The organism is Streptomyces lonarensis (genome assembly GCF_012033735.1).
In the GTDB taxonomy this organism is placed as follows: domain Bacteria; phylum Actinomycetota; class Actinomycetes; order Streptomycetales; family Streptomycetaceae; genus Streptomyces; species Streptomyces lonarensis.
Window position 1 is genome coordinate 19,869 of sequence record NZ_JAAVJD010000050.1, and the last position, 7,539, is coordinate 27,407.

Here is a 7,539-nt window from a genome sequence, read left to right on the forward strand (position 1 = left end):
CCACCTGCCTCCCGTTCTCAGTCCGGTCGTCCTGCCCGCCGACGCGGTGCACGTAGGTGACGTGGTCATCATCGGAGGCCGAGCACAGCGAGTCCTCGACGCACGGCGGACCTACACCGGCGTACAACTCGGCGGCCGGACCTGGCGCGTGGGAGTACCGCACGGCACTCCGATGACGGTAGTCCGCGCCATAACGCTCTCACCGCCGGTCACTCCAGAGCAGCCCCGGCGGCCCTGGTGGCGGCGCCACCGCCGCTGACCCGCCCGCACCCGAGCCGCCGCAGCAGCTCCTCCACCCCGCCCCGGGCTCTCCGGCCACGGCGGCCACATTCCCGCGCCGGCCGAGGTGACCACCACCCGGCTCCCCCGCTGCCCCTCGGCCGGCGCGGCACCACCCGCCCCAGGGCACGCCCGTCACGACGACAGCGACGACCTCACGAAGTGACCGCCGGAAAGCACCCGTGCACGCCACCGGAACCCCGGGCCACGCATGTTTCCGGACTTGCGCCCTGGAGCGCACCACTGATCTGAACTCAACACGCGAGGCCCCCGTTTGCGGCGAACGGCGCGCACCGCCCGCGGAGTGAAGCGCCGCGGACTGCCCAGCGCCTCTGGCAAGATGCCGGTATGACCCGATCGATCGATGGCAAAGGATTTGCAAAGCCCTCCTAACGCCCCAGGTCGCGAAGGGTGTTCCCCGCGCGAGCGGGGGTGGTCCGGCCGCGCACGCGGTTCGGGACGGCCGGCTGTAGTGTTCCCCGCGCGAGCGGGGGTGGTCCGTGGCGGGTGTGGTGACTCCGGGCTCGCCGCCGGTGTTCCCCGCGCGAGCGGGGGTGGTCCGGTGCCGGTCTCTCCTACCGAGAGACCCAGCAGGTGTTCCCCGCGCGAGCGGGGGTGGTCCGGAGCCGCGCAAGGTCGGCACGAAGCCGGAGCAGTGTTCCCCGCGCGAGCGGGGGTGGTCCGATGTCCCATGTCTCCGTGTGACCACACGCGTGGTGTTCCCCGCGCGAGCGGGGGTGATCCGGAGGAGCTGGACCCGCCGTGGGTGCTCACCAGGTGTTCCCCGCGCGAGCGGGGCGGCCTGAGGAGGGGCCTGCGGGCCTGGTCTTCTCTGCGCCAACGGCGGAGCGGTAGGCCGCAGGTGCTATGCGGTGGGCGTGGGGGCAGGGCCGTCGGCTTGTAGGACGACAGCAGTTCCAGAGATGGTTCGGTCTTCATGCATGGTGATCGTTCGGCCGGGCTGAAGGTGCCGCCACTGCGAGGGGTCAAGGGGAGCGAGTCGCACCGAGGTTCGTTCGCCGGGGCCCAGGAAGGGTGCGTACTCGACCCAGACGCGCGCGATGTCGAGGGTCGGTTCGCCGGTCGGGGTTCGGTTTCCGATGCTCCACATCGGCCGGAGAACGCCGGCTCCGGAGAAGGAGGTCTGCCGTCGGCCCTCGTAGGCCGGTCGGACTGTGAGGTCAGCTCGGATGATCCCGTCGCGGAGTTCATTGCAGCGCCAGTGGCACCAAGCGGCACTGTTCGTCAACTGCATCTGCTCAGCGGCCGCGGCCAGCATCTTCCAGAAGCTGAGCGGAAGCGGGCGGATGTCGCCAAGTTCCTCCAGCATATCGAGGGCCACCTCCCACTCATCGTGGGTGAGGTGGTCCCAGACATCGTTGATCGTGATGTCGTTCTCGGTGGCGATCGCTTCGGGGACCAAACGGGCAGCGGCTTCAAGCAGCCGGACGACATCCATCCCCTGATTCTGAGCCACCACACCCTGGCACCGCCACGGCTGACCGCGCTGACGATAGAGCAGCTCGCGACCTCGGCCGTACCCGGCTCGACCTGGGCCGTACCGGCTGGTCGTCGCAACGTCGGAGACCGCGTGTTCGGTCAGAGCGGTCAATCTGTGGCGATCAACGGCGCCGATGATGGGGAGATGGGGGCGCCGGTGCGGGCCCCGGCGGGGGCAGCCTGCGGCTCGCCCGCCCGCCGCCGTTGGCGGGCGGTCAGAGGAAGGCGCCGCCGGAGACCTCGATGCGTTGGGCGGTGACCCAGCGCAAGCCGTCGGTGGCCAGGGTGGCGATGGCGTCGCCGATCTCCTCGGGTTCGCCGACACGGCCGAAGGCGGTCTGTCCGGCGAGCACTTGGCGCATCTCGGCGTTGTCCCGCATCGCTCCCCCGTTGAAGTCGGTGGCGGTCGGCCCGGGGGCGATGGAGTTGACGCGGATTCCGCGCGCGCCGAGTTCACCGGCGAGGGTGCGGCTGAGGGCTTCGACAGCGGCCTTCGAGGCGGAGTAGACCGAGGTGGCGGGGCTGGTGTGGCGGGTCAGCGACGTCGAGACGTTGATGACGCTGCCGCCCTGGGCCAGCAGGGGCGCGACCGCCTGGGTGAGGAAGAACGTGCCCCGGACGTTGGTGCCCATCACGGCGTCGAAGTCCTCGGCCGTGACCGCCTCCAGCGGCCCGAAGACGCCCACTCCCGCGTTGTTGACCAGGACGTCGAGCCGCGAGGCTCCCCAGCGCTCCAGCTGCTCGCTCAACTCGGAGGTGAAGGACGGGAAGGAGTCGACGTCACGGATGTCGAGCCGGAGCGCAGTAGCCGTTCCGCCCGCCGCCTGCACCTGCTTCACCGTCTTCTCCGCCCCGGCCGGGTCGCCACGGTGGGTGACGACGACCCGTAGTCCGCGGGTGGCCAGGGCGATGGCGGCCGCGCGGCCCAGGCCGCGGTTGGCGCCGGTCACCAGAGCGATCTTGTCGGTGGTCATGAGCTGCTCCCTCACCGGGCGGCTGCCGGAGTCAGCCGGCACCGCGGACGCGATGCGAGTCACTCGACTCGCCTTCCACTCATCACGGTAGGTGCACCACAAGAGGCGAGTCAAGTGACTCGCCTCGGGGCTGCGGCATACTGGATCGCATGGCAGCAGAGCTCTCCGCACACCACCGCCGGCTCGCCCAGCAGAAGCGCGAGGCGATCACCACCGCCGCCGCGGCGCTGTTCCTGGAGCGCGGCTACGACGGCACCTCGCTGGCGCGGATCGCGGAGGCCGCCGAGGTCTCGAAGTCCACCCTGTTCAAGCAGTTCCCCACCAAGGCGGCCCTCTTCGAGGCCATCGTCACCGAGTCCTGGAAGCGCGGCGACGCCGACGCCGTCGACCAGCCGCAGAGCGGGGACCTCCGCGCCGGACTGACGGCCGTCGGCCACCGCTACGCCGAACTGATCGGTCGGCCGACGATGGCGGCGCTGTTCCGGATCGTCATCGCCGAACTGCCCCGCTTCCCCGAGCTGGGGCAGATGCAGTTCCAGCTCGGCAAGCTGCCCTACTTCACTTCCGTACAGCGCTACTTGCAGGCCGAGCACGAGGCGGGCAACGCCGATGTCCCCGACGCCGAGAGCGCGGCGAACCAGTTCCTCGGGATGATCGCCAACTACGTGCTGTGGCCCCGGATGCTGCTGACCGACTGGAACCCCACCGCCGACGAGGTGGACACCGCCGTCGACGAGGCCGTGCGGACCATGCTCGCCCGGTACGCCCGGGACTGACCCTCCGGTCCGAGTCGAGGCCGGCAGGCCGTGGCCGTGGCCGTCGTGGACGTCGATCACCTTCCACGACGGCACCACCCGACCGCCCACCTCGGTGGGCTGCCAGGTGGACACGCAGGCATCTCCGCGCGCCCGTCAGAGCCGGGGCACGAGCCCGAACGCCCAGCCGCCAACGCGGTCGCTTCCGCCTCGCGGGGCGCTCCGCCGAGGGGCCGGCGGGACCAGGGTCGGGGCAGGCGGGTCGCCGGCCCCGGTGGTCATCGCTCGGGTGCCGGCCGCGGGGTCGGTTCCGCATCGGGCCGCCCGGCGTGCTCGGTGCAGGCCCACAGCGTGTAGCCGGGCCCGGACATCTGCTCCACCACGGCGACCATCACCAGTTCCCCTTCCGGTTCGCGGCCGGCGTCCACGCACTGCGGGCAGATCACGGCAACCACCGCCCGGGGGTCAGCTGGTACGGCCTGGAGATGTCCTCCGCGTACTCCAGATGCCTCGGGTGGTCGCGGACATGGTCGTGCGGCCAGCGCATCGCCTCTTCCGATCCGGGCGCCCCCGGGCCAGCGGCGCCGCATGTCGTGCATCGCGCTCGGTGGAGTTGCGGCAGCGAGCCGTCGAGAGCACCAGGCGACAGCGTGTACTCGCGCATCCGATAGACCCTGCCGCTCATTGGGGGTCACCCGACGAGTCACGTCGCGGTTCGACCGCCTCGGGCGGGGAGGTGGCACCGGTCGGGTGCAGTCGCGCACAGGTCCGGCACGGTCCGGGAACCGGGCGCCGCAGGTGGTCCGGCGTTCCCTCGGGCCATTCGATCGGCTCGGGCATGATCAGCTCCTCAGCGGGGATTCACCCGATTTAACCGATCCGGATACTGACAGCGATACCGTGAGAACGCGGAGAGACCGTGAACGCCATGAACGCTGTCGGGAGTCGACATGGCCAGATCCACTCGCGTGCCCAACGCACGGCTCGCGGACCTCATCGACCAGGCTCGCTGGACACGCACCCAACTCGCCCGGGCGGTCAACCGCGTGGGGCGGGAGCACGGCCAGGAGCTCACGTACGACCAGTCGGCCGTCTCGCACTGGATCGCGGGAACGGTGCCGCGTGCGGCCGTACGGCCACTCGTCTGCGAGGCACTGTCGCGCCGGCTGCGCCGACCGGTCAGCGCAGCGGAGGCCGGCTTTCCCGCGTCATTGGGCAGCACCGGGGGCGGACTGGTCGAGGAGCTGATCGACATAGGGACCGCCGACAGCGACCCGGGCCGCCGTCCGACCCTCGCCGGGGGCGTCTTCGAAGCCGCCGCGATACCACCGGAGTTCGCCGAACTGGCCGCCCGCTCCCACGCCGTCTCGTCGGGCCGTACGAGCCGTATCGGAGCGGCCGAGGTCGAGACCGTGCGGCTGATGACGGAGCGGATCGCCGACATCCTCGATGAACTCGGCGAGGGGCACGCCCGGCCGATGGCCGCCGCTTTCCTGGCGAACACCGTCGGCCCGTACCTGCGGGCGGGTGGCACGGAGGACACGAGCCGGGCGATGCGCTCGGCTGCCGCTGATCTCGTCTACCTCACCGGCTGGATGGCCATGTACGGCGACGCCCATCGTCTCGGGCAGCGCTACTACGTGAAGGCCCTCGAACTCGCAGCCGCCGCGGACGACCACGTCACCTACTGCCGAACCCTGCGCGGTATGAGCCTCCAGGCGACCAGCCTGCACCACGGTCACCTGGCGCTCACGCTGGCGGATTCCGCCGCCGAGGCCGCCCCGGTCGCCTCACCGCGGTTGACCGCGTTCCTGAGGGGACAACAGGCACACGCCGCCGCGATGACCGGCGACCGGCGGCAGGCCCTCGGCCGCCTGGCCGCCGCCGAGGCCGCACTGTCACGCGCCGACGAGCAGCGCGAGCACATCGGAGGGTACGACCGCACCGCCTACCTGTTCCACGTCGGCCAGGTCCGGGAGCAACTGGCCGACCTGCCGGGGAGTATCCGGGCGATCGAGGAGTCGATCAGGGTCCAGCCGCCGCAGGAACGCCAAGGGCGGATGCACGCCCACGCCGTGCTGGCGAAGCGGCAACTCAGACTCGGACATCTCGACGCGGCATGCGCCAGTTGGACGCACTTCCTCGATCACTACCAGCGTGTCAGCACCGGGCGGGGCGACAAGCACCTCCGCGAACTGCGTGCTGCGGTCCGGCCGCATCGCGCCGCCCGCCCGGTGCGGCAGCTACTGGACCAGGCGACGGAGGTCGCGGCGGCCAAGGCCGCGTGACACCAGGGAACTTCCGCCCGCGAGCGGCGGGGTGGGCGACAGCCGCAGCCGACAGCCGCCGCCGTGGGTCGCCGTCAGTCGTCGGCGTCGGCGGGGTCGGGGTGGGGGGCCGGTGGGTGGATGCGGTTGCAGGTCGGACAGAGCGGCGGAATGGGGCGCCGGATGTGCTCCGGGGTTCCCTCCGGCCAGGGAATCGGCTCGGGCATCATCTCTCCCGTGACAGCAGGAACACGTAAGGTCACCAGAGTGGCGGGTCGTGGGCGGGCGGTGTTTCACAGTTTGTGAAACACCGCCCTCTTGACCGCAGTTGTCGCCTTCTGTTCGGAACCGCGCCTGTTCTGTCAGACGCCCATCCACCGCGCCATGGCGCCGACGCCCTCGCGGTCCGCGGCGCGGCGCAGCGCGCGGACGGTGTCCCGTGCCTGGGGGTGGAACCGCACCTGCTGCGGCGCGGCGGCGCGCGCCTGGCGCAGCGACTCGTACGCCCCGGCGCGGTCCCCCGTCCACAACTGGGCGCGGCTGATGTCGATCAGGTGGTGGCTGACCCGGTCCGGGTAGCGGCGGGCGAACCCCGCGTCGAGGTGGACATCCGCCGCCAGTCGCAGCGCCCGCCCGTACTCCCCCACCTCCACCTCCAGCGCGACCTGGTGCACCAGTGCGTTGGACGGGCCGTAGGAGAGCAGGTAGTTGGTGGTCTCGCCACCGAGGCGGCGCGCGGTCTCCCACGCCTCGTCCCAGTGGGCGCGGGCGGCGTCGGCCGCCGCCTTCACCCCGGGCGCGGTGCGGGCGGCGAGGATGGTGGCCCGCAGCCGCAGGTTGCCCTGCACGCAGAGCGCCGGTGTCTCGCCCCGGTCGGCCGCCGGCGCCACGTCGGCGAGGCACTGCTCCATGAGGCGCAGCCCGATGTCGTGCCGCCCGGTGGAGAAGCAGGACTGCGCCCGCAGGAATCCGGTCAGCATCACGAGGTACGGGTCGCCGGACTTCTCGGCGCTGACGACCATCCGGGCCAGGATGATGTTGGACAGGTCGAGGTGGCCCAGTTTGTGCGTCGCGTCGTGGACACAGCGGTAGGCGAACGCCAGCGCGCGGTGCAGCCGCTCCAGCTCCCGCCCCTCCAGGCGGTGCGCGTGCTGCACCAGTTCCTCGATCAGCGGGGGTGTCCCGCTGAGGACGGCGAGGTAGTCGGCGCCCCGGCGGATGTCGTTCATGCGCTGCACGTCGCGGTGCACCTCCCGCAGCGGCCGGGGTGCCGTCTGCGGCTCCAGCGCCACGTCCCAGTTCTCCAGCGCGGCCCGGACCGCGGCCAGCGGCGCCTCGTACCGCGCGTCGCGCTGGTCGTCCTGGAACGGCTGCCCCATCAGGGTGCTGGCCTCGATGTGGAGGGCGCGCGCCACCGCCGCGACGAGGGCCGGGGAGGCGGGACGGTTCCCGGACTCGACCTTCGACAGCAGGCTGTAGGAGACCGACGCCCGCTGTGCCAGACCGCGCCCGGTGAGGTGCGCGAGCCGTCGCTGTTCGGCAATGCGGGCGCCGATGTGCATGTCGCTGTCGCGCATTCTGCTGCCTTTCCGATCGGTGCCGAGGTCGGCCTCAGGACGGTACCCAGCGGCAACTACCGGACTCTCGAACAGCGTTGTGCCGGGAGGTGAGGCCGGGCGGTCGACGTGCGCACCGTGCGTCCCGCAGCGCGCCGGGCCGCCGCCGGGCTTCCCGCGCCCGGCGCGCGGGAGCACGGCGGCGGGG

7 protein-coding genes and 1 CRISPR repeat array are annotated in these 7,539 nt (G+C 71.8%); of the genes, 2 read left to right on the plus strand and 5 right to left on the minus strand.

Going from position 1 to position 7,539, the window contains the following annotated elements:
* The first annotated feature begins 690 nt into the window (after positions 1-690).
* Positions 691-1,024: direct repeats of the CRISPR family, unit length 29 nt; unit sequence GTGTTCCCCGCGCGAGCGGGGGTGGTCCG.
* A gap of 120 nt (positions 1,025-1,144) precedes the next feature.
* Both HCN56_RS09365 and HCN56_RS09370 read right to left on the minus strand, forming a co-directional pair.
* Complete coding sequence (locus HCN56_RS09365) at positions 1,145-1,738, minus strand: hypothetical protein (RefSeq protein ID WP_167969053.1); 594 nt, start codon at positions 1,736-1,738, stop codon at positions 1,145-1,147.
* Positions 1,739-1,994: 256 nt separating this feature from the next.
* Positions 1,995-2,753: an SDR family NAD(P)-dependent oxidoreductase gene (locus tag HCN56_RS09370; RefSeq protein WP_167969054.1), complete on the minus strand. Its 759-nt coding sequence runs from the start codon at positions 2,751-2,753 to the stop codon at positions 1,995-1,997.
* Positions 2,754-2,902: 149 nt separating this feature from the next.
* On the opposite strand from HCN56_RS09370, the gene HCN56_RS09375 reads away from it, so the two are divergent.
* Positions 2,903-3,529 (plus strand): TetR/AcrR family transcriptional regulator, encoded by a 627-nt coding sequence (locus HCN56_RS09375; protein WP_167969055.1) that lies wholly within the window; start codon positions 2,903-2,905, stop codon positions 3,527-3,529.
* 257 nt (positions 3,530-3,786) lie between these two features.
* On the opposite strand, the gene HCN56_RS09380 is transcribed toward HCN56_RS09375, so the two are convergent.
* Entirely contained in the window at positions 3,787-3,954 is a 168-nt protein-coding gene (locus HCN56_RS09380) for a hypothetical protein (RefSeq protein ID WP_167969056.1), read from the minus strand.
* The gene (locus tag HCN56_RS27510; RefSeq protein WP_446696830.1) at positions 3,951-4,193 is read right to left on the minus strand and encodes a DUF7848 domain-containing protein; all 243 of its coding nucleotides are present in this window, start codon (positions 4,191-4,193) and stop codon (positions 3,951-3,953) included. Before HCN56_RS27510 ends, HCN56_RS09380 begins: the two co-directional genes overlap by 4 nt.
* A 265-nt stretch (positions 4,194-4,458) precedes the next feature.
* Here HCN56_RS27510 and HCN56_RS09385 point away from each other — a divergent pair, with 265 nt between their 5' ends.
* On the plus strand, positions 4,459-5,796 hold the full coding sequence (locus tag HCN56_RS09385) for an NsdA family TPR-like regulatory protein (RefSeq protein ID WP_167969057.1): 1,338 nt from the start codon (positions 4,459-4,461) through the stop codon (positions 5,794-5,796).
* Positions 5,797-6,137: 341 nt separating this feature from the next.
* Here the strand turns inward: HCN56_RS09385 and HCN56_RS09390 are convergent, their stop codons facing one another.
* Positions 6,138-7,352, minus strand: a complete 1,215-nt coding sequence (locus HCN56_RS09390) for a helix-turn-helix domain-containing protein (RefSeq protein ID WP_167969058.1) — start codon at positions 7,350-7,352, stop codon at positions 6,138-6,140.
* Between the last annotated feature and the right edge of the window lie 187 nt (positions 7,353-7,539).

What these genes read in the sequence shown, in the direction of transcription:
- HCN56_RS27510 (WP_446696830.1), bottom strand. Translation starts at nt 4,193, where the DNA reads ATGAGCGGCAGGGTCTATCGGATGCGCGAGTACACGCTGTCGCCTGGT.
- HCN56_RS09365 (WP_167969053.1), bottom strand. Translation starts at nt 1,738, where the DNA reads ATGGATGTCGTCCGGCTGCTTGAAGCCGCTGCCCGTTTGGTCCCCGAA.
- HCN56_RS09370 (WP_167969054.1), bottom strand. Translation starts at nt 2,753, where the DNA reads ATGACCACCGACAAGATCGCTCTGGTGACCGGCGCCAACCGCGGCCTG.
- HCN56_RS09385 (WP_167969057.1), top strand. Translation starts at nt 4,459, where the DNA reads ATGGCCAGATCCACTCGCGTGCCCAACGCACGGCTCGCGGACCTCATC.
- HCN56_RS09390 (WP_167969058.1), bottom strand. Translation starts at nt 7,352, where the DNA reads ATGCGCGACAGCGACATGCACATCGGCGCCCGCATTGCCGAACAGCGA.
- HCN56_RS09375 (WP_167969055.1), top strand. Translation starts at nt 2,903, where the DNA reads ATGGCAGCAGAGCTCTCCGCACACCACCGCCGGCTCGCCCAGCAGAAG.